This is a genomic window from Serinicoccus chungangensis (assembly GCF_001483745.1).
Classification (GTDB): domain Bacteria; phylum Actinomycetota; class Actinomycetes; order Actinomycetales; family Dermatophilaceae; genus Ornithinicoccus; species Ornithinicoccus chungangensis_A.
On the sequence record NZ_LQBL01000011.1, the window covers coordinates 60,063 to 83,424 of the forward strand.

Below are 23,362 nucleotides of genomic sequence, written 5' to 3' on the forward strand. Positions count from 1 at the left end.
GTGGGTCGTGGCGCAACCACGCGCGGCGCCCGGTGGGTCGGGGGCAACCACGCGCGGCGCCCGGTGGGTCGGGGGGTCGTGCGTCAGGTGCCGGTGATGTCGCGGCGGCGGTACCCGAGCGCACCGACGGCGAGCAGGAGCGCGGCCAGGCCGGCCATCCCGAGGACGACGGGCCAGTCCATGTCCTCCACCGGCAGCTGCGGCAGGGGCGACCACGGGGTCAGCTCGGTCAGCCACTCCGGCAGGTCGAGCGCCGCCCCGACCCACACCATGACGAGGCTCCAGGCGATGACCACCCAGGTGACCCACGCCAGCCTCGGCGCCCACCCGTGCAGCAGCACGGCGATGCCGAGCACCAGCAGACCGCCCGGGGCGAGCGCGGCACCGGCGCCGGCCACCTCCGCGACGACGCCCCAGTCACCGGTGGCGCGGGCCTGGTTGAGCGCCATGACCGCCCCGACCGCGGCCAGGAGCAGTGCCGGCACGAGCGCGGCGAGCACGAGGTACGCCCCGAGCAGCCGCCCGCGGGTGGCCCCGGTCGAGAGCACCAGCTCGGCGTGGCCGCGCTCCTCCTCGGCCGCGAGCCGGGAGAAGAGCTGCACCGCGACGACCGCGACGAGCACGGCGACGAGCGAGAGCATGGCCACGAAGAACGCGTCGACGAGCTGCTCGGCGCCGCCGCCCATCCGCTGGAGGATGAGGCGCAGCTGGGGCACCTGCTCGAGCATGTCGTCGAAGGCCGTCGACAGCGACCCCATCGCCAGGGCGAAGAGCAGCAGCCCGACGGTCCAGCCGATCACCTGCCCGCGCTGCAGCCGTCGCACCAGCGCTCCGGGGGTGGCCAGCGAGGCCACCGCCTCGGCCCGGCCCCGCCGCGCCGCCCACAGCCCGGCCCCGTGGTCCCGCCGCGTCTCCAGCGTCACGGCCAGCACGAGCAGCGCCAGCGCCGTCGCCGCGGGGAGCGCGAGCACCCACCAGCGCTCGTCGGCATACGGCCGGGTCAGCGCCATCCACTGCACCGGTGACACCCACGCGAGCTGACGCACCTGCTCGTCGGTGGACCCGTCGGCCACCGCGCGCAGGGTGTAGGCCGCGGCGAGGGTCCACAGGCCCAGCCCCTTGGCGGTGCGTGCCGAGGCGGTGAGCTGCGCGGCGACCGCCCCGACGCCGACGAAGGTCGCGCCGACCAGGGTCAGCCCCGCACCGAAGGCCACCGACCCGGGGACCGGCTCGCCGACCGCCGACATGGAGGCGGCCACCGCCAGACCGAGCACCGCGCAGGCGAGGAGCGCGACGAGCACCCCGGCCGCCAGCGGGGCGTGCCGCCCGGTCGCGCCGGAGCGCAGCAGCTCGGTGCGCCCGTCCTCCTCCTCCGCGCGGGTGGAGCGCACCACCCCGAGCACCGCCATGATCCCGGCCATGGCGGCGGCGAAGGTGCCCACGCGCCATACCGTGAACCCGCCGGCGCTGGTGAGGTCGACCGGCGGCCCGAGCATCGCGCGCATGGTCGGGTTGCTGGTCATCGTCACGATGAGCAGGTCGGCGTTGCCGGGGTCGACGATCTGCTCGTAGGCCGCCGCCGTGAGCGGCACCACCGCGGTGAGCGCGAGCACCCAGGCGAGGTAGGTCCAGCGGCTGCGCCGCAGCGCGAGCCGCACGAGGGAGCCCAGCCCGGTCATCGCCCCGACTCGTCGTAGTGCCGCAGGAAGAGCTCCTCCAGCGTCGGGGGCGTCGAGGTGATCGACCGGATGCCCAGGGCGGACAGCCGCGACATGACCGGGCCGAGCTCGGTGTCGTCGACCTGGCAGGTGATGCGATGACCGTCGAGCTCGGCGTCGTGCACGCCGGGCGCCGTCACCAGGCCCTCCGGGACCGGGGCGGCGAGCTCGGCGACGACCAGCGTGCGGGTGAGGTGGCGCAGCTCGGCGAGGCTGCCGGACTCGACGACCTGGCCGGCGCGGATGATCGAGACGCGGTCGCACAGGTGCTCCACCTCGGAGAGGATGTGGCTGGAGAGCAGCACGGTGCGACCCCGCCCGCGCTCCTCGGAGATGACCGCGCGGAACTGCGCCTCCATGAGCGGGTCGAGCCCGCTGGTCGGCTCGTCCAGCAGCAGCAGCTCGACGTCCGAGGCCAGGGCCGCGACGAGCGCGACCTTCTGCCGGTTGCCCTTGGAGTAGGTCGTGCCCTTCTTGGTGGGGTCGAGGTCGAAGCGCTCCAGCAGCGCCGCGCGGCGCGCCGGGTCGGTGCCCCCGCGCAGCCGCCCGAGCAGGTCGATGACCTCCCCGCCGGTGAGGTTGGGCCACAGCGCCACGTCCCCGGGGACGTAGGCCAGCCGGCGGTGCAGGGCCGGGGCGTCCGCCCAGGGGTCGCCGCCCAGGAGCCGGGCGGTGCCGGAGTCGGCCCGCAGCAGCCCGAGCAGCACCCGGATGGTCGTCGACTTGCCGGAGCCGTTCGGGCCGAGGAAGCCGTGCACCTCACCGGCCGCCACCTGCATCGACAGCCCGTCGAGGGCGGTGGTGCGCCCGAACCGCTTGGTCACCCCCTGGAGCTCGATGGCGTTCGCGTCCATGGGCGGACGCTACTCCTGCGGCACGGCCCGTGGGGAGGTCTCGGTCGGTCCGCCGCACGCGCGGGGGCGCCGCCTGGCCCTACAGTGGCCCGGTGGACATCGTGACCGAGGACGGGCCGAGCGCGAGCCAGTACCTCCCGCCGACCTACATCCGGGTGCTCGCCCTCGCGCTCATCCGGCACCCGTCCTCCGGCGCCCTCTTCGTCACCGAGTACCTCGACCCCGCCCGTGGCGAGAGCCTGCACCGGCCGGCCGGTGGTGGCATCGAGTTCGGGGAGACCGCCGAGCAGGCGCTGCGACGCGAGTTCCGGGAGGAGTTCGAGACCGAGATCGAGGTGGGTGAGCGGGTCGCCGTGCTGGAGAACATCTTCGTCTTCAACGGCCGCCCGGGCCACGAGTGGGTGGTCCTGCACGACGCCCGCTTCCTCGACGACGCCATGCACGGGCCCGGCCCGCACCCGGTGCTCGACGCGCCCACCGACCTGGGGATCTGGCGGCCCCCCACCGGCACCGACCTGCCCCGCCTCGTCCCGGACGCCCTCGCCGACCTGGTCTGAGGGCATACCTGCGAGGTATGCCGCTTCGCGCCCGGGGCGGACCGGCTCAGGCGCGCACGTGAACGCCTGAGCCGGTGCGTCCGGGCGTGTCGTCGGCCGCAGCGTGCACGTGAACGCCACGGCCGGTCGCGCGGGGCCGTCGCGGACGCAGGAGCGGGCGGGTCGGCGTCCAGGGCCGGGTCCGATCTCGACCCTTGACGCGGCGGAAGGCTGGCGGGTGCGCCGTCGACGGGCGCACGGCATACCGTGATCCCATGAAGTCAGGCATCGACCGTGCAGGGATGAACACCGACGTGCGGCCCCAGGACGATCTGTTCGGCCACGTCAACGGGGGGTGGCTCGCCTCGGCGACGATCCCGGAGGACCGTTCCCGCTACGGAGCCTTCGACCTCCTGCGGGAGAGCGCCGAGACCTCGGTCCGCGAGCTCATCGAGCAGGCCGCGCAGGCGCAGCCCGAGCTGGACTCCCCGGCCGGCAAGGTGGGGGCGCTCTACGCGAGCTTCATGGACACCGACCAGGTCGAGCGGGTCGGCCTGAGCCCCCTCGCCGACCCGCTGCGCCGGGTCGCGCAGGTCGAGGACGTCAGCGCCTTCGTCCGGCTGTCCGCGCAGCTGCAGCGGGAGGGCGTCGACGGGCTCACCCACCTCTGGGTGACCGCCGACGCCGGCGACCCCGAGAGCTACATCGTCTACCTGCACCAGGGCGGCATCGGCCTGCCGGACGAGGCCTACTACACCGCCGAGGAGCACGCGACGGTGCGCGAGGCCTACCGCACCTACCTGGGCCGGCTCCTCGAGTTGGGGGCGCCCGCCCTCGCCGGGACCGGCCTGGACCAGGTGGTGGGCGAGGACGCCGTCGACCGGGTCTACGCGCTCGAGGAGCGCCTCGCCGCCGCCCACTGGGACCGGGTGGCCGCCCGCGACGCGGTGAGGAGCTACACCCGGCTCACCCGTGAGGAGCTCGCGCGGCTCACCCCTGGGATGGACTGGGACGCCTACGCCGACGGCCTGGGTGCGCCCGCGGGTGCGCTGGACGCCGTCGTCGCCCGACAGCCCGACGTGCTGGCCGCGCTGGGGGAGGCGCTGACCCAGGTACCGCTCGCCGACTGGCAGGCCTGGCTCGCCGTGCGCCTGCTCGACTCGCTCGCGCCCTACCTCACCGACGACCTCGTCGCGGCGCACTTCGACTTCCACGGCCGGGCCCTGTCGGGCACCCCGGCCAACAAGGAGCGGTGGAAGCGCGGGGTCGGCATCGTCGAGGCGCTGCTGGGCGAGGCCGCCGGCCAGCTCTACGTCGAGGCGCACTTCCCCCCGGCCGCCCGGGAGCGGATGACCGAGCTCGTCGCCAACGTCACCGAGGCCTTCCGCCGCCGCATCGACGAGCTGGAGTGGATGAGCCCGCAGACCCGGCAGCGCGCCGAGGAGAAGCTCGCGCTCTTCCGTCCCAAGATCGGTCACCCGGCGACCTTCCGCGACTACACGGCCTACGAGCTGGACCCCGGCGACCTCGTCGGCAACGTCCGCCGCGGCGCCGCGTTCGAGACCGCCCGCGAGCTGGCCAAGGTCGGCGGACCGATCGACCACGACGAGTGGCTCATGACCCCGCAGACCGTCAACGCCTACTACCACCCGATGCTCAACGAGATCGTCTTCCCGGCCGCCATCCTGCAGCCGCCGTTCTTCGACGTCGACGCCGACGACGCCACCAACTACGGCGGCATCGGGGCGGTCATCGCCCACGAGATCGGCCACGGCTTCGACGACCAGGGCAGCAGGTATGCCGGGGACGGCTCGCTCACCGACTGGTGGACCGAGGCCGACCGGGAGGCCTTCGACGCCCGCAGCCGGCGGCTCGTCGAGCAGTTCGACGCCCTGTCCCCGCGCGACATCCCGGGCGGGACCGCGACGGTCAACGGCGGTCTCACCGTCGGTGAGAACATCGGTGACCTGTGCGGGCTGGAGCTGGCGCACCTCGCCTACACCATCGCCACCGAGGGCTCGGCCCCGGAGCTGGACGGCTGGACCGGCGACCAGCGCTTCTTCCTCGGGTGGGGCTCGGTATGGCGCACCGTGGCCCGCGAGGAGGAGGCCCGGCGGCTGCTCTCGATCGACCCGCACGCCCCGGCCGACCTGCGGGCCAACACGGTGCGCAACGTCGACGCCTTCCACGAGGCCTTCGCCACCCAGGAGGGCGACGCGCTCTGGCTGGCCCCCGAGGACCGGGTGCGGATCTTCTAGCCTCCGGCCGGGCCCTGGCCACCGGGCGGCGTCGGTCCGTCTATCGGTAGAGCTGGGGCGCGGCCTCGCGCAGCCGGGCGTCCAGGGCCGGCGCCAGGGTGCGCATGTAGGTCGCGGTGACGTGGCTGTGGTCGCTGTAGACCACGACGTCCCCCGCCACCGCCGGGCAGGTCCGGTCCGTGCAGATCTGGTCCACGACGTCGACGAAGGCGACATTGGGCGGTAGGTCGTCGCGGCCCAGGTAGGGCGCGGAGTCGCGGTATGCCGGGTCGCGCGGCATGGCGCAGGCCTGCGCCTCCTCCGGGTGCTCGGCCAGGCAGTCGGGCACGTCCTGCGGCATCCGCGCGGTGTCGCGCAGCCCGATGACGTCGATCCCGCGCCGGTCCAGCTCGCGCCACACCTCGACGAAGCCGCGCGACACCTGCTCGGACCCGGGCTGGGTGGTCGACCCCAGGGTCACCACGGCGTCCGGGTCGAGCTCCTCGACGACCTCCAGGAAGCCGGAGTTCCAGGCGACGCAGCTGTCCGTCGGGGCGGCGTCGGTCCGCTGCGGGTAGGCGCCGGTGTTGGTGGTGAGGTGGCAGCCCGAGCGGCTGGCCACGACGAGGTTCCACCCCTGCTGCTGCGCCACGACCTCCAGCGCGGGCAGGAACTGGACGACGTGCGAGCCGCCGGTCACCACCAGGGTGTGCTCGGCGTCCGGGTCGGTGCCGGGGCAGACCAGCACCTCCGAGGCGGCCTCGGTGTCCTCGAAGCCCTGGATGCACCCCTGGCGGTAGACGTCGGCGTTGTCCTGCGGTGCCGCGGCCAGCGCGGGGACGGGCGTGGCACCAGAGTTGCCGAACCCGGGCTCGTCGAGCGCCGCTGCACCGGGGTGGGCGGGGGAGTCCTGGGCCGCCTGCGCCAGGGCGGCCTCCCGTTCGCGCACCAGGGCCGCCGTCCAGGTGCCCACGAGGCCCGCTGCGAGCGCGACCACCAGGGCACCGACGGCGACGACGCGCCACGGCCGGCGCATCGGCGCGGCGGTGACCGGGCGCTCCACGAGGGTGTGCGTCAGCTGCGCCAGCACCACCGAGGCGGCGATGACCAGCGCCCCGCCGGCGAGGCCGAGGCGCTCCTGGCCGGTGACCACGAGGGTGTAGACGACGATCGGCCAGTGCCACAGGAAGAGCGGGTAGGCGATGTCGCCGACCCAGCCCAGCAGCCTCCCGGACAACCAGTGGTCGGCCCCCCACCGGCTGCCCGTGGTCCCCGCCGCCATGACGAGGGCGAAGCCGCCCACCGGCCACAGCGCCCACGGGCCCGGGAAGAGCGCCCCGCCGTCGAGGACCAGTCCCGAGCTGGCGACCAGGCCGACCCCGGCCCACCCCAGCAGCAGTCGCAGGGCGCGCGGCAACCGGGCGTCGAGCGCCAGCAGCGCCACCACCCCGCCCAGCGCCGGCTCCCACAGGCGGGCGCCGGTGTGCAGGTAGGCCACCTGCTGGTCAGCGTGGTGCAGCCACGCGGCATACCCGAAGGACGCCACGGCGACCGCGCCGACGGCACCCAGCAGCACCCACCGGACCCCGCCCCGCACCGCCCGCGCGGCGAGGACGGCGAGCACCACGACCACCGGCCACAGGAGGTAGAACTGCCCCTGCACCGACATCGACCAGAAGTGCTGCAGCGGGCTCGTCGAGGCGCCGGCCGCGCCGTAGCCGAGCTGGGAGGCGATGAGCTCCCAGTTCTCGGTGTAGGTCAGGCTCGCGCGCACCTCCCGGCCCAGCTGCACCCAGCGGGTCTCCGGCAGCAGGAGCCGGCCGGCGACCCACGTCGCCGCGAGCACGAGCACGGCTGCGGGCAGCAGCCGTCGGGCGATCCGCCCGAGGTAGCGGCCGAGGTCGACCCCTCCGCCGGTGCGCACCGCCTCACGGGCCAGCATGCCGGTGAAGAGGAAGCCGGAGATGGCGAGAAAGACGTCGATGCCACCGGAGACCCGGCCGTCGCCGAAGACGTGGAAGAGCACGACCAGCGCGATGGCCAGGCCGCGCAGCCCGTGCAGCTCCGGGCGGTGGCGCGCCGCCAGGGACGGGTGGTCGGCCGGGCCGGCGCCCTCGGCGCCCGTCCCGGCGCCACGGTCGCCCGTCCGCGACCGGGAGCCGTCCGGTGCCCGGTCCGCGGACGCGCGGGTCGCGCCGTCCTCGACGCGGGGGCGGCCCGTCCGGTCGGCGGTGCGGCTGGGGCTCACTGCGCCGGGCTCACCCTCGTGATCCGGTGCAGCAGGAAGGTACGGGTGACGTCGGCGTCGCCCACGCTCGCCCGCAGCCGGCCGCCCTCGACCGTCAGCGGCCGCACGAGGTGGGTGGCGACCCCGCCCGCGTCGTCGGCATACCCGATCCACAGGGCCTGGCCGTCGACCGCGGCCTCGCGCACGGTGGCGCTCACCACGACCGGGTCGGTGCTGGCGTCGGCACCTCCGTCACCGCCGCCGGCCGCGGCGGACGCGTCGCCCCGGCGCACCACCCCGACGACCTGCCGGGCGACCGTCTCGTCGACGCCGCTGACCCGCACGGCCGGGGTGGTGGTCCGGGGCGCGCGGTGACGCTGCACCGCGAGGGCGAGACCGCCGTCGGCGCCGTCCGCGACCGGGCCGTACTGCTCCTCGCGCAGCAGGTCCATGACCGTGGGTGCGGCCACCGGCGAGAGGAGCACCGTCGGCGCGACCCGGCGCCACTGCAGCATGCCGAGGGCGCGGTCGTGCTCGATGCGGTCCAGCAGGGCGGCGTCGTCGCAGCGCAGGTAGGCCGCGCACGCCCCGACCCGGGCCACCCCGTGGCGGCGGGCGACGTCGCGCACGAGGTAGTCCAGCGGCTGCGGCACCCCGGTCCGCGACACGGCGGCCAGCTCCTCGAGCACCCGGTCCGCGGTCCAGCCGAGGTCGAGGGCGCGGCGCACGCTCTGCTCGCCGAAGCGGTGCACCGTCGCGCCGCCGCGGGACTCGACGTCGCTCACGAGGCGCAGCAGCGTGCGGGCGGGGCCGTCGAGCCGGCCGGGCGCGATGGCGGTGAGGTCGGCCTGCAGCAGCACGTGGTCCACCGCCGGCGGCACCAGGGGCTCCATGAGGTCGTCCGCGGGGTCGCCGGCCACGACCGCGCGCCCCGGCGTCGACAGGGCACCGCGACCGGTCAGGCCCGCCCACTCGGCCTCGCGCAGCGCCGTGTCCGGACCGACCCCGTGGTCGCCGGTGGACCGCGCCGAGCGCAGCGGGTGGCGCCAGCGCAGCAGCTCGGCCAGCGGCTCCGGTGCGCCGACCGCGCCCGCCGGGAGGCTCGCCAGGGCGCGCAGGGTGTCGTGCCGGCGCTGCCGCGCCAGGGGGTATGACGTCGCGGTCGACAGCACGTTCACCCGCCCGCCGTCGGTGGTCCCGACGAGGCCGGGCGCCGCCGAGGTGGTCCACCACGCCCGTGCGAGCGCCGCCCAGCGCGCCCCGGCGGGCTCGTCGAGCCAGTCGTCGGCCAGCGTGGTCGGCGCCCACACGGCAGAGCCCTCCCCGGCGGCCTGGCGCCGGCCGTCGTCGACGGCGACCAGCCCCGCCGCGTGCGCCGTCTCCAGCAGCCAGGCGACCTCCTCCGTGCTGGTCTCCAGGTGCGCGGACAGCCGGGTGAGGTCACGCACCGCCAGGCCGCCCGAGCGCAGCACCCGCGGCGGGCGGGCGCCCCACTCCTCGACCACCTCGGTCACCAGCACGACGAGTTCGGCGGCGCGGCCGCCCGCGGCGGCGTCCACGACCTCCTGGTCCAGCGTGGTGTGCTCCACGGCCGGCGCCTCGACGGCCGGGTGCCGGTGCAGCCGGCCGCCCCGCAGGGCGAGCGCCACCTGGCGGGGGAGCACGACGTGGCCCTCGTCCTCGCGCTGGAGCAGGCCGGCCTCGACGAGCTCCTGCGCGGCCAGCGACACCGGTGAGGCCTCGCCCGCCGCCGGCACCGCCGCCACCGCGCCGCGCGCCGGGCCCCAGGTCAGGGCCTCGAGCAGGCTGCGGTGGCGCGGCTGCAGCCCGGCGAGGGCGGTCTCGAGCTGCGCGCCCACCGGGACCCCGGTCCCCACCGGCCCCAGCCCACCGGGGACGCCGACGACGTCCGCGACGGCCCGGGCGGGCCGCATACCCTCCGGTGAGCGCCAGCACAGGGCCAGCGCGTGCAGGTCCTCGACGAGCTCCGCCGCCCGCCCCTCGTCGGTGCCGAGCAGCGCGGCGACGGCCCCGACCGAGGCCGGCGAGGCGACGATCATCGCCTCCAGCGCCTGCAGGTGCGCGAGGTCCAGGCCCTCCAGCGCCCGCTGCACGCTGGCCCGGGTGGTGGCGCGCCCGGTGAGGGCGGTCACGTCGGCCGGGGCGGGACGCGCCAGGTCCGGCCGGGCCTGCAGCAGCCGGGCGAGCTCGTCGTCGGTCCGGCCCCGCAGGTCGTCGGCGAGCGAACGGACGGGCGGCTCAGTCAAAGAGGGCCTCGTAGACCTGCTGGAAGCGGCGGAACCGGTCGGTGTAGTACGGCCGGCGCGCGTAGTCGGGGGAGAGGGTCGCGCCGCGGTGGGGCCGGGCCCGGCGCACGTCCGGGGCCAGGCTCTCCAGGGCGAGCAGCGCGGTGCCGTGCAGCGTCGAGCGCTTGATCCTCACCGGGGTCACCGGGGTGCGCATCGCGTCGGCCATGATCTGCATGAGCTCGGGGCGGTCGGAGGCGACCGAGCCGCCGGCGTAGAGCTTCTCCGGCTGGGGGGCGACCTCCCGCAGCTGGCTGGCGATCCGCGCGTAGGACAGGGCGATGCCCTCCACCACCCCGCGGTAGACCTCCGCCGGGGCGGAGGCCGCCGTCACCCCGGCCAGGACGGCGCGGGCGTCCGAGGCCCACCCCGTGCTGCGCTCACCGGTGAAGAAGGGCAGGACGATCGGGGTCGTCGGGTGCGGCTCGGCGGTGAGTGCCGAGGACAGCGCCTCCGGGCCGACCTGGTCCACGGCCAGGGTGACGTCCGCCCAGGCCAGCGCCCGGCCGACGTCGTTGAGCGCGCCGCCGAGCAGGGCCCGGTCGTGCGAGACGCGGTAGCACCACAGCCCCGGCGGCAGCGTCTCCGGCATCTCGCGCACCAGCACCCGCAGCGCCCCCGAGGTGGCGCAGGAGGCGGCGATGGCGGTCTCGTCGTGCGCCCCGAGGCCGACGTTCGCGGCCAGGCCGTCGGTGATGGGGGCGTACCAGCGCGCGCCCACCAGCCCGGGCCAGTCGGCGGCGATGCGGTCGACGTGGGAGTCGGCCACCTCCACCGGCTCGTCGAGGTGGTGGATGGGCGGCAGCCGGTCGGCGTCGATGCCGCAGATCTCGACCAGCTCGGGGTACCACTGCGCGGTGTGCCGGTCGACCAGGCCGGTCCACGACGCCGTCGAGGTGCCGGTGGCGACGGTGCCGATGAGACTCATGAGCAGGTAGTCGCCGAGGGAGAGGAAGGTGGCCGCCTTCTTCATCACCTTGGGCCGCTCGGCGGCGAGCCAGCGCAGCCGGGCGGGCCAGTAGCTGGAGTGCACCCGGGTGCCGGTGCGCTGCTGGAGGTTCTCCTCCGAGAGCTCCTCGCGCAGCTCGCGCACCTGGCCCGCGCACCGGCCGTCGGCGTAGGTGAAGCACGGGGTGAGCGGCGCCCCGTCGGCGTCGACGACGACCAGCGAGGAGGCGAAGGTGTCGAGCGCGACACCGGCGACCTCGTGCCCGTCCAGGGCGCCGAGCAGCTCGCCGATGATGGTGCGGACCTCGCCCACGAGCTGGTCGGGGTCGATCTCCGAGGTGCCGTCGGCGGCGGTGGTGAAGGCGTGGGAGACCTTGGCCCGTCTGCCGACCGGACGCCCGTGCGCGTCGTAGACCATGCCCCTGCTGGCGGAGGATCCGACGTCGATCGCCAGGACCAGCGGCGCGACGGCGTCCTTCAGCTCGATGTCGAAGTTCGAGGCCATGAGCGCCCACTCTAGGCGGAACGGCGCGGATCGCGGGCATCGGTCGACGCGGCCTGCCTCCGTGCGACCATCGGGGGCGTGCACCCCTCGACCGCCCTGGCCACCGTGCTCGTCGACGAGCTGGTCCGCGGCGGGGTGCGCGAGGCGGTGCTGGCCCCCGGCTCCCGCTCGGCGCCGCTGGCCTACGCCCTGGAGGAGGCCGACCGTGCGGGCCGGCTGCGTCTGCACGTCCGGATCGACGAGCGCAGCGCCGGCTTCCTCGCGCTCGGTCTCTCGCGCGGCGGCGGCGCGCCGGTCCCGGTCGTCACCACGTCCGGGACCGCCGTCGCCAACCTCCACCCGGCGGTGCTCGAGGCCTCGCACAGCGGCATACCCCTCGTCGTGCTCTCCGCCGACCGCCCCGCGGAGCTGCGCGGGACCGGGGCCAACCAGACGACGGTGCAGCCCGGCATCTTCGCCGGCGCCGTGCGGTGGGAGGCCGACCTGCCGGCCCCGGACGCGGTGACCCCCGGGGCGGGCGCGCACTGGCGCTCGACGGTATGCCGTGCGCTGGCCGCCGCGGTGTCCACCGGTGGTCCGGGGCGGGGTCCGGTGCACCTCAACGTGTCGTTCCGGGACCCGCTGGCGCCCGGGCTCCCGCCGGCCGGGGCCGGTGCCTCGTCCGACGCCCAGCCCGACGCCGACGTCCAGCCCGACGCCGACGCCGAGCCCGGCGCCGACGGGCTGACCGGCCGGCCCGGCGGCGCCCCCTGGGTGACGGTGCCACCGCCCGCCGCACCGGGAGCCGCACCGGTCGACCCCGGCCTGCGCACGCTCGTGCTCCTCGGCGACGTCCCCGACCCGGCCACCGGGCAGCGGGCGCTGGCCTGGGCGCAGGAGGCCGGCTGGCCGGTGCTGGCCGAGCCCTTCGGCCACCTCCCGGGCGGGCCCGGCGTGGTGCCGCACGGCCCGCTGGTCGCCGGCGCGGTCGCCCGGGGCGAGCTCGCGCAGCTGGTGCCGGACCGGGTGGTCGTCGTGGGGCGGCTCACCCTGTTCCGTGAGCTCGGCGCCCTGCTGCGGCTCCCTGGCGTGCGGGTGGAGCAGGTCTCCGGGCACGAGCGGTGGACCGACCCCTCGCACGTCGTGAGCCGCGTGCACGGCGTCGGCGCCCTGGTGGCCGCACCGCAGCGGCATACCGGGGCCGCGGCGTGGGTCGACACCTGGACCGCCGCCGGGGCGGCGCTCTCCGGGGCGGTCGGCGCGGCGGCCGGGCCGGAGCCGACCGGCGTCGGCGTCGCCCGCGCGGTGGCCGACGTCCTCACCGCCCAGGACGTGCTCGTGCTCGGCTCCTCGACCGTGCCGCGCGACCTGGCGCTCTCCCTGGACGGCACCGCCGCCCCGGCCCGGGTGGTCGCGAACCGGGGTCTGGCCGGCATCGACGGCACGGTGTCGACCGCCGTGGGGGTGGCGCTCGCGGTGCAGGGGCTCGAACCTCCCGCCGGTGCGCCGCGCGTCCTCGCCCTCATGGGCGACCTGACCTTCCTGCACGACGCCGGCGGCCTGCTCATCGGGCCCGACGAGCCGCGCCCCGACCTCACCGTCGTCGTCGTCAACGACGACGGGGGCGGGATCTTCTCGACGCTCGAGTACGGCGACCCCCACCGCCTCGCCGAACCCACGGCCGCCGCCGCGGCGGAGCGGGTGTTCGGCACCCCGCACGGCACCGACCTGGGTGCCCTCTGCGCCGCCCACGGCGTCCCGCACGAGCGGGTGGGCTCGCTGGGCGCGCTGCAGGAGCGGCTGGCGGGGCGGACCGCCGGGCTGCGGGTGCTGGAGGTGCCGGTCGACCGGGCCACCCACCGGCGGGTCCGCGACGCCCTGCGCTGAGCCCCTGTGCCAGAACGGTGCTGCATACCGGTCGTCCTGGCGACCAGGGTGCAGCACCGTTCCTGCACCACCGTGGTGCGGGGCTAGAACCCGATCGCCGGCACCGGCTCGCGCTCGGCCCGCATCGCCCGGGACAGGGCGGCCGCTGCTCCGGGCGTGCGCTCCTGCACACCGAGGGTGGGCACCTGCGCGAGCAGGGTCCGACCCCCGAGGTATGCCGCTCCCAGCGCCGCCACGGGCGTCACCAGGTCCGGCTCGGCGTCGGTGGGACCCGCCTGGGCGGACCCGTCGCCGTCGACCTGCAGCCGCCACCGCCCGGCGTTCCACGGGCACACCTCGTCCTCGACCTGCACGACGAGGTCCAGCGGCGCCCCCGCGGCGTAGCCCCGCTCGCGCAGCGCCCGCGGCACGTCGACCAGCCGTAGCCAGAGGGCGTCGAAGACCCGCATGCTCGCCGAGCGCGGCCCGCCGGCCCACCAGGCGAGCGGGTCGTCCGTCGGCCGCGCCCAGAAGACGGTGCGCCCGGTGAGGTCCATGTCGACGAGGCGACGGGCCAGCGCCAGCAGCGAGGCGTGGTCGGCGGCCGCCAGCTCGGCGACGCCCACCTCCCCCGCCGGCTGGCCGTCGTCCCACCTGCTCTCTCGGCGGAAGACGGCATACCCGGTGAGGTCCTCGCCCCGTCGGGCGAACATCACCCGGTTCGGCTCCTTGCCGGCCCGGGCGAGGGGATGGTCCCGGAAGGCGAACCACGACTGCTCCGTGGACGCCGGGCGGGTGACGGCACCGAGGGTCACGTCGGCGCACGCCAGGTGGGTCCGGTGGACCGCGGCGAGCGCCTCCGCGGTGTCGAGGTCGGTGACGTGGGTGCGGATCTCGTCGGCGCGGGCCGCGAGCGGCGCCGGCGCCGTGAGCGTCGTGCCGCGGCCGATCGTCAGCTTGGCCTCGGCGCTCGCGTGGCCGTAGCCGAAGCGCCCGTAGATCGCCGGCTCGGAGGCGTGCAGGCCGGCCAGGGCCGCCTCCCCGCGCTCGTGCACCCGGTGCAGGTGGTCGGTCATCATCCGGCGCAGGACGCCCTGGCGCCGCGCGTCGGGATGCACGCTGACCATCGTCAGCCCGTCCATCGGCACCCGGGTGAGCCCGCCACCGGCGGCGGGGACGCTGAGCCCGAGGTCGAAGGCGCTGTAGAGACCGAGCAGCGGCGCCGCGGCGGTCGGCTCGCCGGGCAGCGGGCCGTCGGGGCGGGGGATGCCGCGGGCGTGCCGCAGGTCGATCTCCTCGTCGAGGTGCTGCAGGGTCTTGCCGGGGACGACGGAGAACCAGACGGTCTCCACGAGGTCCCTGATGCGGGGCAGGTCCTCGGTCGTGAGGTCGACGGGGGCGGGGAGCGAGAGGGTCACCGGCCCAGTCTGGACCAACTACGCTGGTGCGCCGGGGGATTTTCCGAGGACGTCGAGGACAAGGAGTGGGCCCGTGGGGCGCGACGTGCGCGGCTCGGTGCTGGCGGTGCTGGTGGTCTTCGCCAGCTCCGGCTTCGTCATGGGCCAGGCCCTCGCGCGGGTGCCCGCCGTGCGCGACCACCTGGGCGCCGACACCGGCGCGCTGGGTCTGGCGCTCATGGGTATGGGGCTCGGCTCGCTCCTGGCGATGCCGTTCACCGGGTGGCTCGTGGACCGCTTCGGCAGCCGGCGCGTGGTCACCGTCGCGGTGCTCCTCGGGTGCCTGGGGTGGGCCGCCGTGGCGGCCGTGCCCTCGGTCCCCGTGCTCCTGGCCGTGCTCGTCCTCACCGGCACCAACGTGGGGATCTGGGACGTCGCCATGAACATCCAGGGCACCCACGTCGAGCAGGCCCGGTCCCGCTCGCTCATGCCCTTCTTCCACGCGGCCTTCTCCGGAGGAGCCGTGCTGGGGGCCGGCTCGGGGGCCCTCGCGGCGTGGCTCGGCGTGGGGCTGGGACAGCTGCCGGTGCTGGCGGCGGTCGCCGCCGTGGCGGGGGTATGGGGTGCCGGCCGGTTCGTGCCGGAGGTCACCCCGGGCGACGTCGAGGAGGGCGGCGCCGACGACTCGCGGGCGGGAGCCCGGGCGGCTGCGACCGACGCGTCCGCGGACCGGGGCAGCGAGGCGGTCGGCGAGCCCACGGTGGCGGCGGCCGAGGCGGCGGTGGCCACCGCGCAGGAGCGCCCGGCCCGCCGCGGCGTCACCTCCGCGGAGCTGCTCATCGGGCTCATCTGCCTGGCGGGGGCGTTGGCCGAGGGCTCGGCCAACGACTGGCTGGCGCTGCTGCTCGTCGACGTGCACGGCGCCCCGGCGGCCTTCGGCGCGCTCACCCTCACGGCCTTCAACCTCACGATGATGATCGGGCGGCTGCTGGGCGGGCCGGCGATCGAGCGCTTCGGCCGGGCCGCGGTGGTGCGTGCCGGCGGCGCGCTGGCCGCGGCCGCCATCCTCGTGGTCACCCTCAGCTCCTCGCTCGCCCTGGCCCTGGCCGGTGGCCTGCTGTGGGGGCTGGGCGTCGCCACGATCTTCCCCGCGGCGATCTCGGCGGCGGGCGAGGTGCCCGGGCGTGGCAACCGGGCGATCACCGTGGTGTCGACCATCGCCTACGGCGCCTTCCTCTTCGGGGCGCCGACCATCGGGCTGCTGGCGGAGGAGATCGGGCTGGACCGTGCGCTCTTCCTCGTCGTCGGCTTCCTCGCCCTCCTGCTCGTGCTGTCGCCGGTCATGCGGGAGAAAAGGGGTGGCCGGGACCGGGCGGCGTCCTCCATCGTGGGCTGATGCTCACCCTGCGCCGGCCCACGGTCCTCGACGAGGCGCCGCTGCGCCGGATGCACGAGCAGCTGGCCGCCGAGGACTTCCCCTTCCTCCTCGCCCAGGGCACGTGGGTCGAGATCCTGGAGGAGGTGCGGCGGGACGCCGAGGGCCGGGACCTGCCGGCGGGCAGGGTGCGGGCGGACTTCCTCGTCGCCGAGGCCGACGGCACACCCGTGGGGAGGGTGTCGATCCGGCACGAGCTGACCCCCGTCCTGCGCGAGGTCGGCGGCCACGTGGGGTATGCCGTGGCCCAGCCGTTCCGCGGCCACGCCACCGAGATCCTGCGGCAGTCGGTGGAGCGGTTGCGCGGCCACGGGGTCGTGCGGGTGCTGGTCACCTGCGACGACACCAACGCGGCCTCGGCCGCCGTCATCGAGCGCTGCGGGGGCGTGCTGGAGGACGTCCGGGTGCCGCCCGGCGGCGGCGTGCCCCGGCGCCGCTACTGGATCGACGGCTGACGCCCTCCTCCGCGGGGCCGTCCTCCGGCCGCTACGTCATCCCTCCTCCGCGGGGCCGTCCTCCGGCCGCCACGTCATCCCTCCTCCGCGGGGCCGTCCTCCGGCCGCTACGTCATCCCTCCTCCGCGGGTCCGTCCTCCGGCCGCCACGTTATCCCTCCTCCGCCACGTCATCCTTCGGCCGCGTCGAGGGGGCTGTCAGCTGACCTGGCGGCCGCGAGCTGACCGGGCGGCTGACGGACGACGCCCGCCGGGCCCACCGGGCCGGTCAGGCCGAGCCGAGCCCCAGGGCGTGCCGCATGGCGGTGAGCTTGACCTCGGTCTCGGCCAGCTCGGCCTCCGGGTCGGACGCCGCGACGATCCCGCCGCCGGCGAAGAGCCGCATCGAGTGGCGGTCCTCGGCGAGCTCCCCGCAGCGCAGCGCGATGCCCCAGTCCCCGTCGCCGGAGGCGTCCATCCACCCGACCGGCCCGGCGTAGCGACCCCGGTCCATGCCCTCCAGCTCGGCGATGAGCCGGGCGGCGGGCTCGGTGGGGGTGCCGCAGACCGCCGCCGACGGGTGCAGCGCCGCGGCCAGCCGCAGCGAGGTGGCGCCGCTGCGCATCGTCCCGGTGAGGTCGCTCGCCAGGTGGTAGACGTCCGGCAGCTCGAGCACGTAGGGCGCCTCCGGCACTACGAGGTCCGCGCAGTGCGGGGCCAGCGCCTCGGCCACCGAGCGCACCGCGAAGGCGTGCTCGTCGAGGTCCTTCTCGCTGCTCACCAGCCGCAGCCGCGGGTCCACCGGGTGCTCGGGGTCGGGCGCGGCGGCCAGGGCGTCCCCGACCCGGCGCACCGGTATGCCGTTGGGCCGGCGGATCGTCCCGGCCAGCACCCGGGAGCGCGCCCGGCCGCCCTGCAGCCGGACGAGCATCTCCGGGGTGGCCCCCACCAGCCCCCCGACGGCGAAGGTCCACGTCGCGGCATACCGCTTCTCCAGCCGCTCCAGCACCGGGGCCAGCCGCACCACGTGCCCGTCGCGGTGGCGCACCTGCACGTCGCGGGCCAGCACCACCTTCGCGACCTCGCCGCGCCCGATCCGCCCGACGGCCTGGTCCACGACCTCCGGCCACCGGTCGGCGGCCACCGCGCCCGGGGCCTCCACGAGGGGGTCGAGGACCTCGATGTCGGCGTTGGTACGCCCGAGCAGCTCGGCCGGGTGCGCGGTCGGCCACGGCTCGTCGTCCACCACCACCTGGGTCACCCAGGCCAGGCCGTCCCGCCGGCCGATGACGACCCGGGGGATGGTGAGCGCGCTGGCGTCGGCCGAGTCCGGCGAGAAGGTGAACGACCCGAAGGTCACGAGCCCCGTGCCCGGCAGCCGCACCCCGTCCTCGACCTGCGCGTGCTCCTGCACCGCGGTCCACCACCGCTCGGCCTCGCCGAACCGGTCCGGTCCGCTCGTGCGCACGCCGGCGACCCGGCCCCAGCCCACCAGGCCGTCGCCCTCGCGCAGCCAGGCCACGACGTCGCTGGGGTCCATCTCGTCCGGGATGCGGGTGAGCAGGTCACCGGGCGCGTCGGCCGCGAGGGTGCGGGCGCGCAGGCGGGGCAGGGGAGGGGTCACAGCCACGACCGACCATCGTAGGAGGTGGTGGGAGAATGCCCGTCATGAGCCCGACGCGAGCCGACCTGGACAAGCAGCCGCACGAGGTGGCCCGGATGTTCGACGCGGTGGCTCGGCGCTACGACCTCACCAACACCGTCCTCACCGGGGGCATCGACCACCTCTGGCGGCGCGCGGTGACCCGCGCGGTCGACGCCGCGCCGGGGGAGCGGGTGCTCGACATCGCGGCGGGGACGGGGACGTCCAGCGAGCCGTACGCCGACCGCGGGATCCAGGTGGTCCCCGCCGACTTCTCCCACGGCATGCTCGCCGAGGGCTACCGGCGCCGGCCCGACCTGCCCTTCACCGCCGCGGACGCGATGCGGCTGCCCTTCGCCGACGACGCCTTCGACGTGGTGACGGTGAGCTTCGGCCTGCGCAACGTCGCCGACACCGGCGCCGCCCTGCGCGAGTTCCGCCGCGTGGTCCGCCCGGGCGGGCGGCTGGTGGTCTGCGAGTTCAGCCGGCCGGTCGTGCCGGTCTTCTCGACCGTCTACCGCAACTACCTCATGCGGGCCCTGCCGCAGGTCGCCCGCCGGGTGAGCTCCAACCCCGAGTCCTACGTCTACCTCGCCGAGTCCATCCGCGCCTGGCCGCCCCAGCGGGAGCTGGCCGAGCAGGTGCGGGCGGCCGGCTGGCAGCAGGTGCGGTGGCGCAACCTCACCGGCGGGGTGGTGGCCCTGCACCACGCCGTCGCGCCCCTCGACGCCCCCGGTCCGGGGGCCGGGACGACGGGCGCCGCGACGGCGGCGGGGAGCGACGGCATACCGGGCGACACGGTGTAGGAGCAGCGCCGTGGACGTCGAGCTCGCCGAGATCCGGGACTTCCTCGCGCAGCACCCGCCCTTCGACGCGCTCCCGGCCGACGTCCTCGACCGCCTCCCCGCGCGGTGCACCGTGAGCTACGCCCGCCGCGGCACCGTGGTGCTGCGGCCCGGCGACCGCGGCGACCGGCTCTACCTCGTCCGCTCCGGCGCCGTGGACATCACCGACGACGGCCACCTCGTCGACCGGGTGGGGGCGGGCGGCGGGTTCGGCATGTCCGCGCTCGTCGAGCACGTCCCGGCCCGGTATGCCGCGACCGCCCGGGAGGACACGCTGCTGCTGGAGCTGCCGCAGCCGGACTTCGACGCGCTGGTGGCCGAGCACCCGGCCGTGGCGGTCCACTTCGCCGCCACGCACCACGGGCGCATCACCGCGGCGATCGCCCAGCTGCAGGCGCCGGCCCGTGGCTCGGCGGTGCTCAAGACCTCGGTGCGCGACCTGCTGCGCGTCGATCCCGTCTCCGTCGCCCCGTCGGCGACGGTCGCCGAGGGGGCCCGCGCCATGACCGAGGCCGGGGTCTCCTCGCTGCTCGTCATGGACGGCGCCGCGCTCCTCGGGATCGTCACCGACCGCGACCTGCGCCGCCGGGTGCTCGCCGCGGGGGTGGCGCCGGACCGACCGGTCGAGGAGGTCATGACCCCCGACCCGGTCACGCTGCCGGCCCGGGCGCTGGCGCTGGAGGCCATGCTCGAGATGACCGGACGCAATATCCACCACCTCCCCGTCGTGGAGGACGGGCGGGTGCTCGGGCTCGTCACCACCACCGACCTCGTGCGGCTGGAACGCTCCAACCCGGTCTACGTCGTCGCCGACGTCCAGCGGCAGGCGGACGTCGCCGGCGTGGTCGAGCAGGCGGCCCGGATCCCCGCCGTCGTGGGCCAGCTGGTCCGGGAGGACGCCAGCGCCGCGGACGTGGGCCGCGTCGTGGCGGCCCTCACCGACGCGCTGACCCGGCGGCTCGTCGTCCTGGCCGAGTCCGCGCTCGGCCCCGCCCCGGGGCGCTACGCCTGGGCGGCCCTGGGGTCGGCCGCCCGTGAGGAGCAGGGCCTGGGGGGTGACCAGGACCACGCGCTGGTGCTCGCCGACGACGCCGACCCCTCCGACCCCTGGTGGGCCGCGCTGGCGGAGCGGGTGACCGCGGGGCTGGAGGCCTGCGGGCTGCCGCGGTGCGACGGCGAGGTCATGGCGACCAACCCGCGGTGGCGCATGCGGGTGGGAGGGTGGCGGGCGCAGTTCGCCCGGTGGAGCGACGAGCCCGCCCCCGAGGCGGTGCTGCAGGCGGCCGTCTTCTACGACATGCGGGCGGTGCACGGCGACGCCGACCTCGTCGGGGGGCTGCGCGCCGAGGTCGTGCCGCTGGGTGGCCGGTCGGACCTGCTGCTGGCCCACCTCGCCGCGCAGGCCGGGCGGATGCGCCCGCCCATCGGCTTCTTCCGCGGCTTCGTGCTGGAGGACGCCGGCGAGCACCGGGACACCCTCGACCTCAAGCGGGGCATCGCCGCGATCGTCCAGATCGCCCGGGTCCACGCGCTGCGCGCACGGTCCACGGCGCTGGGCACCGGCGCGCGGCTGGCGGCGGCCCGCGACGCCGGCATCGTCGCGGCGGAGTCGGCCACGGACCTCACGGACGCCCTGGAGCTGCTGTCCTACCTCCGGCTGCGCCACCAGGCGGCGCAGGTGGCCGCGGGCGAGGCGCCGGACAACCACCTCGACCCGCGCCGGCTGGGCAGCCTGGACCGCCGGCACCTGCGCGACGCCTTCGCCATCGTCCGGGCGGCGCAGCACGGTCTGTCCTCCCGCTCGCCGCAGGTGGGGTGATGGGCGTGCGCGGGCTGCTCGCCGGTCGCCGTCCCCGGCCCACCCCCGGCACCGCACTGGCCGACCTGGCGGACGCGGCCGACGTGGACCCCAGGATCCCCCTGGCGGACGTCCAGCTGCTGGCGCTGGACCTGGAGACGACAGGGCTCGACCCGCGCCGCCACGAGGTCCTCTCCGTCGGCCACGTCCCCGTGGTGGAGGGTCGGATCGTCCTGGCGCAGGCCCGGCACGAGCTGGTCCGGCCCCAGGGACCCGTGGGGGAGTCCGCGGTCCACCACGGCCTGACCGACGACCGCCTGGCCCACCGCCCCGACCTGGCCCAGGTGCTGCCGGGGGTGCTGGGCGCGCTGCGGGCCGAGGGGGGCGAGGGCGCGCCGCCCGTGCGCCGGGTGCTGCTCGCGCACTTCGCCCAGATCGAGACCGCCTTCCTCTCCGCCTCCTGCCGGCGCCTCTACGGCACCGACGTCCCGCTCCAGGTGGTCGACACCCTGACGCTGGCGCAGCGCCTGCGCCGGGTCCCCACGCCGGAGCTGGCCTCCGGGCGGCTGCGGCTGGACGCCTGCCGGAGGCACTACCGGCTGCCCCGCTACCGCGCGCACTCGGCGCTCACCGACGCGCTCGCCTGCGCCGAGCTCTTCCTGGCCCTGTCCGCGGAGCTGGCCGAGCAGCACGGGCGCCCCCTGCGCCTGGCCGACGTCCTGGCGCGGTGACGCCGGCCGCTCCTGAAGGATTTGAGGCGGGTCATGTGACGTATTCGCTCTCAGGCCCCCCTGGGCCGATCCGCGTGGGGTGCGGGCCTAGACTCGGCAGCGTTCGTGAAGGTTGTCACAAGCGAGGCGTACAGCGTGAGTGAGCAGGTCGAGACCGCCGACGTCATCGTCGTGGGAGCCGGGCCGGGAGGGGCCAGCGCTGCGGCATACCTGTCCGCCCACGGGCTCGACGTCCTCCTCCTGGAGAAGTCCTCCTTCCCCCGCGACAAGATCTGCGGCGACGGGCTGACCCCCCGCGCCGTGCGTGAGCTCATCAGCCTGGGGGTGCCCATCGACGAGGCCGACGGATGGCACCGCACGCGCGGCCTGCGCATCCTCGGCGGGGGCATGCGGCTGGAGCTGGACTGGCCGGCCAACGAGACCTTCCCCGGTTTCGGGCTGGTCCGCACGAGGCACGACCTCGACGAGATCCTCGCCCGGCACGCCGTGACCCGCGGCGCCCGCCTGCTCGAGGGCATCAACGTGCAGGAGCCGGTGCTGGACGGGCGCGGCCACATCTGCGGCGTGCGCGCGAAGGTCATGGGCCCCGACGGGCGCCCCACCGGCGAGCGCCGCGAGTTCCGCTCCCGCGTGGTCGTGGCCGCCGACGGCAACTCCAGCCGGCTCTCGCTGGCCATGGACCGGCCCAAGCGCGACGACCGACCCATGGGGGTCGCGGTGCGGGCCTACTTCGAGACCCCGCGGCACGCCGACCCCTACCTCGAGTCCTGGCTGGAGCTCTGGGCGCGCGGGGACGATGCCGAGAAGGGCCGTGGGGATGTCCTCATGCCCGGCTACGGCTGGATCTTCCCCGTCGGCGACGGCACGGCCAACGTCGGGCTGGGCATCCTGGACACCGCCGAGGAGTTCGGGACCTTCGACTACCGCGACGTCATGCGCCGGTGGATCGCGACGATGCCGGAGGACTGGACCTTCTCGGAGGAGACGCAGCAGGGGCCGATCCGGGGAGCGGCCCTGCCGATGTGCTTCAACCGCCAGCCGCTCTACGACCGGGGCCTGCTGCTCGTCGGCGACGCCGGCGGCATGGTCAACCCGTTCAACGGCGAGGGCATCGCCGAGGCCATGGAGTCCGGCCGGCACGCCGCCGAGGTCATCGCCTCGGCCCTGGTCCGGCCCACCCCGGCCGAGACCGAGGCGGTGCTGCACTCCTACACCGCGGCGATGAAGGCCTCGCTGGGTGGCTACTACACCCTGGGCCGCCACTTCGCCACGCTCATCGGCAAGCCGGAGGTCATGCGCCTGGCGGTGCGGTACGGTCTGCCGCGGCGCTCCCTCATGCGCCTGCTCCTCAAGATCATGGCCAACCTGCCGCAGGAGCGCGGCGGTGGGATGGACGACCGGGTGATCAACGCGCTGAGCCGGATGACCCCTGCGGCATGACGGCCACGTCCACCCCTAGGATTGGAACGCGCGCGACCCTGGCGAGCCCGACGCCGGGCATCTCTCGAAAGGAGTGCTGGCTCTGATGGACTACCACCCGTACCTGCCGGTCGTCTTCTTCCTGCTGTTCGGCCTCCTGTTCGCCTTCGGGTCGGTCTTCGGGGGTGCCCTGCTGGGGCGGACGACCTACAACCGCGCCAAGGCCGAGGCCTACGAGTGCGGGATCCAGCCGACGCCGCAGGCCCACGAGGGTGGTCGTGTGCCGGTGAAGTACTACCTGACCGCGATGCTCTTCATCGTCTTCGACGTCGAGGTGCTCTTCCTCTACCCCTTCGCGGTGGCGTTCGACCAGGTGGGGCTCTTCTCCGTCCTGGCGATGCTGCTCTTCCTGGTGGTGGTGTCGGTGCCCTTCGTCTACGAGTGGAGCAGGGGCGGCCTCGAATGGGACTGAGCACGAGGGAAGTG

The 23,362-nt window shown here is 75.9% G+C and carries 17 protein-coding genes; 10 read left to right on the forward strand and 7 right to left on the reverse strand.

The genetic code is table 11. The features are described from left to right. Positions 1-83: 83 nt before the first annotated feature. Positions 84-1,679 carry an ABC transporter permease gene (locus AVL62_RS04785; protein ID WP_058890532.1) on the reverse strand — a complete coding sequence of 532 codons (1,596 nt, stop codon included), beginning with the start codon at positions 1,677-1,679 and terminating at the stop codon, positions 84-86. Continuing rightward, the gene (locus AVL62_RS04790; RefSeq protein ID WP_058890533.1) at positions 1,676-2,572 is read right to left on the reverse strand and encodes an ABC transporter ATP-binding protein; all 897 of its coding nucleotides are present in this window, start codon (positions 2,570-2,572) and stop codon (positions 1,676-1,678) included. Before AVL62_RS04790 ends, AVL62_RS04785 begins: the two co-directional genes overlap by 4 nt. Before the next feature lie 92 nt (positions 2,573-2,664). Here AVL62_RS04790 and AVL62_RS04795 point away from each other — a divergent pair, with 92 nt between their 5' ends. Next, a complete protein-coding gene (locus AVL62_RS04795; RefSeq protein WP_235585544.1) occupies positions 2,665-3,129 on the forward strand; it encodes an NUDIX domain-containing protein in 465 nt (154 codons plus the stop codon). A 254-nt stretch (positions 3,130-3,383) separates the two neighbouring features. Next, entirely contained in the window at positions 3,384-5,366 is a 1,983-nt protein-coding gene (locus AVL62_RS04800; protein WP_058890535.1) for a M13 family metallopeptidase, read from the forward strand. 40 nt (positions 5,367-5,406) lie between these two features. Here AVL62_RS04800 and AVL62_RS04805 read toward each other — a convergent pair whose 3' ends face one another. From AVL62_RS04805 to AVL62_RS04815, 3 genes are read right to left on the reverse strand one after another with little or no spacing between them, the layout of a single operon-like run. Then, positions 5,407-7,593, reverse strand: a complete 2,187-nt coding sequence (locus AVL62_RS04805) for an acyltransferase family protein (RefSeq protein WP_058890536.1) — start codon at positions 7,591-7,593, stop codon at positions 5,407-5,409. Beyond that, on the reverse strand, positions 7,590-9,839 hold the full coding sequence (locus AVL62_RS04810) for a helicase-associated domain-containing protein (protein ID WP_058890537.1): 2,250 nt from the start codon (positions 9,837-9,839) through the stop codon (positions 7,590-7,592). Before AVL62_RS04810 ends, AVL62_RS04805 begins: the two co-directional genes overlap by 4 nt. Continuing rightward, positions 9,832-11,331, reverse strand: a complete 1,500-nt coding sequence (locus tag AVL62_RS04815; RefSeq protein ID WP_058890538.1) for a gluconokinase — start codon at positions 11,329-11,331, stop codon at positions 9,832-9,834. The genes AVL62_RS04810 and AVL62_RS04815 overlap by 8 nt, the downstream gene beginning before the upstream one ends. 78 nt (positions 11,332-11,409) lie before the next feature. Between AVL62_RS04815 and menD the strand changes: the two genes are divergently transcribed. Beyond that, on the forward strand, positions 11,410-13,197 hold the full coding sequence (gene menD / locus AVL62_RS04820; protein WP_058890539.1) for a 2-succinyl-5-enolpyruvyl-6-hydroxy-3-cyclohexene-1-carboxylic-acid synthase: 1,788 nt from the start codon (positions 11,410-11,412) through the stop codon (positions 13,195-13,197). An 83-nt stretch (positions 13,198-13,280) separates the two neighbouring features. Here menD and AVL62_RS04825 read toward each other — a convergent pair whose 3' ends face one another. Then, positions 13,281-14,594, reverse strand: coding sequence for a GNAT family N-acetyltransferase (locus AVL62_RS04825; RefSeq protein ID WP_058890540.1), 1,314 nt, complete (start codon positions 14,592-14,594; stop codon positions 13,281-13,283). A 73-nt stretch (positions 14,595-14,667) separates the two neighbouring features. Between AVL62_RS04825 and AVL62_RS04830 the strand changes: the two genes are divergently transcribed. Together AVL62_RS04830 and AVL62_RS04835 are read left to right on the forward strand one after the other, a co-directional pair. Then, a complete protein-coding gene (locus AVL62_RS04830) occupies positions 14,668-15,969 on the forward strand; it encodes an MFS transporter (protein WP_058890541.1) in 1,302 nt (433 codons plus the stop codon). Next, positions 15,969-16,463, forward strand: coding sequence for a GNAT family N-acetyltransferase (locus tag AVL62_RS04835; RefSeq protein WP_058890542.1), 495 nt, complete (start codon positions 15,969-15,971; stop codon positions 16,461-16,463). The genes AVL62_RS04830 and AVL62_RS04835 overlap by 1 nt, the downstream gene beginning before the upstream one ends. A gap of 267 nt (positions 16,464-16,730) precedes the next feature. Here the strand turns inward: AVL62_RS04835 and AVL62_RS04840 are convergent, their stop codons facing one another. Continuing rightward, positions 16,731-18,071, reverse strand: coding sequence for an isochorismate synthase (locus tag AVL62_RS04840; protein ID WP_058890543.1), 1,341 nt, complete (start codon positions 18,069-18,071; stop codon positions 16,731-16,733). A 38-nt stretch (positions 18,072-18,109) separates the two neighbouring features. On the opposite strand from AVL62_RS04840, the gene AVL62_RS04845 reads away from it, so the two are divergent. From AVL62_RS04845 to AVL62_RS04865, 5 genes are all read left to right on the forward strand, one after another. Continuing rightward, entirely contained in the window at positions 18,110-18,889 is a 780-nt protein-coding gene (locus AVL62_RS04845; RefSeq protein ID WP_058890661.1) for a demethylmenaquinone methyltransferase, read from the forward strand. A 10-nt stretch (positions 18,890-18,899) separates the two neighbouring features. Next, positions 18,900-20,747: a DUF294 nucleotidyltransferase-like domain-containing protein gene (locus tag AVL62_RS04850; RefSeq protein WP_058890544.1), complete on the forward strand. Its 1,848-nt coding sequence runs from the start codon at positions 18,900-18,902 to the stop codon at positions 20,745-20,747. After that, positions 20,747-21,457, forward strand: coding sequence for an exonuclease domain-containing protein (locus tag AVL62_RS04855; RefSeq protein ID WP_058890545.1), 711 nt, complete (start codon positions 20,747-20,749; stop codon positions 21,455-21,457). Before AVL62_RS04850 ends, AVL62_RS04855 begins: the two co-directional genes overlap by 1 nt. Before the next feature lie 135 nt (positions 21,458-21,592). Then, complete coding sequence (locus AVL62_RS04860) at positions 21,593-22,897, forward strand: geranylgeranyl reductase family protein (RefSeq protein WP_083518703.1); 1,305 nt, start codon at positions 21,593-21,595, stop codon at positions 22,895-22,897. Positions 22,898-22,982: 85 nt separating this feature from the next. Continuing rightward, the gene (locus AVL62_RS04865) at positions 22,983-23,348 is read left to right on the forward strand and encodes an NADH-quinone oxidoreductase subunit A (RefSeq protein ID WP_010146291.1); all 366 of its coding nucleotides are present in this window, start codon (positions 22,983-22,985) and stop codon (positions 23,346-23,348) included. Positions 23,349-23,362: the final 14 nt, after the last annotated feature.

Bases quoted from the DNA above. Each gene is read 5' to 3' on its own strand.
- AVL62_RS04785 (WP_058890532.1), bottom strand. From the start codon at position 1,679: ATGACCGGGCTGGGCTCCCTCGTGCGGCTCGCGCTGCGGCGCAGCCGC.
- AVL62_RS04790 (WP_058890533.1), bottom strand. From the start codon at position 2,572: ATGGACGCGAACGCCATCGAGCTCCAGGGGGTGACCAAGCGGTTCGGG.
- AVL62_RS04800 (WP_058890535.1), top strand. From the start codon at position 3,384: ATGAAGTCAGGCATCGACCGTGCAGGGATGAACACCGACGTGCGGCCC.
- AVL62_RS04815 (WP_058890538.1), bottom strand. From the start codon at position 11,331: ATGGCCTCGAACTTCGACATCGAGCTGAAGGACGCCGTCGCGCCGCTG.
- AVL62_RS04835 (WP_058890542.1), top strand. From the start codon at position 15,969: ATGCTCACCCTGCGCCGGCCCACGGTCCTCGACGAGGCGCCGCTGCGC.
- AVL62_RS04845 (WP_058890661.1), top strand. From the start codon at position 18,110: ATGAGCCCGACGCGAGCCGACCTGGACAAGCAGCCGCACGAGGTGGCC.
- AVL62_RS04855 (WP_058890545.1), top strand. From the start codon at position 20,747: ATGGGCGTGCGCGGGCTGCTCGCCGGTCGCCGTCCCCGGCCCACCCCC.
- AVL62_RS04865 (WP_010146291.1), top strand. From the start codon at position 22,983: ATGGACTACCACCCGTACCTGCCGGTCGTCTTCTTCCTGCTGTTCGGC.